This is a genomic window from Pauljensenia sp. UMB3104, from assembly GCF_030217285.1.
In the GTDB taxonomy this organism is placed as follows: Bacteria; Actinomycetota; Actinomycetes; order Actinomycetales; family Actinomycetaceae; genus Pauljensenia.
Genome location: NZ_JASONN010000582.1, coordinates 1 through 237 on the forward strand (window position 1 = coordinate 1; position 237 = coordinate 237).

The following is a 237-nucleotide window of genomic DNA, read 5'->3' on the forward strand; positions in this document are numbered from 1 at the left end:
CTCACTTGCGTGCCTTCGGGTCGAGGGCGTCACGGACCGCATCACCCATCATGATGAAGCTGAGGACGGTCATCGCGAGAGCCAAAGCCGGGTAGAAAAGAACCATTGGGTTCGTACGCAACGACGCCTGTGCGGCCGAAATATCGGCGCCCCACGAAACGACCGTTGACGGAAGACCGATACCCATGAAGGACAGGGACGCTTCGGAAACGATGAACGTACCCAGAGCAACCGTCG

1 pseudogene is annotated in these 237 nt (G+C 59.1%); it reads right to left on the reverse strand.

The annotated features are described in order from the left end of the window. Position 1: 1 nt before the first annotated feature. Positions 2-237 (reverse strand): annotated as a pseudogene (locus QP415_RS12865) (ABC transporter permease); the annotation flags it as partial.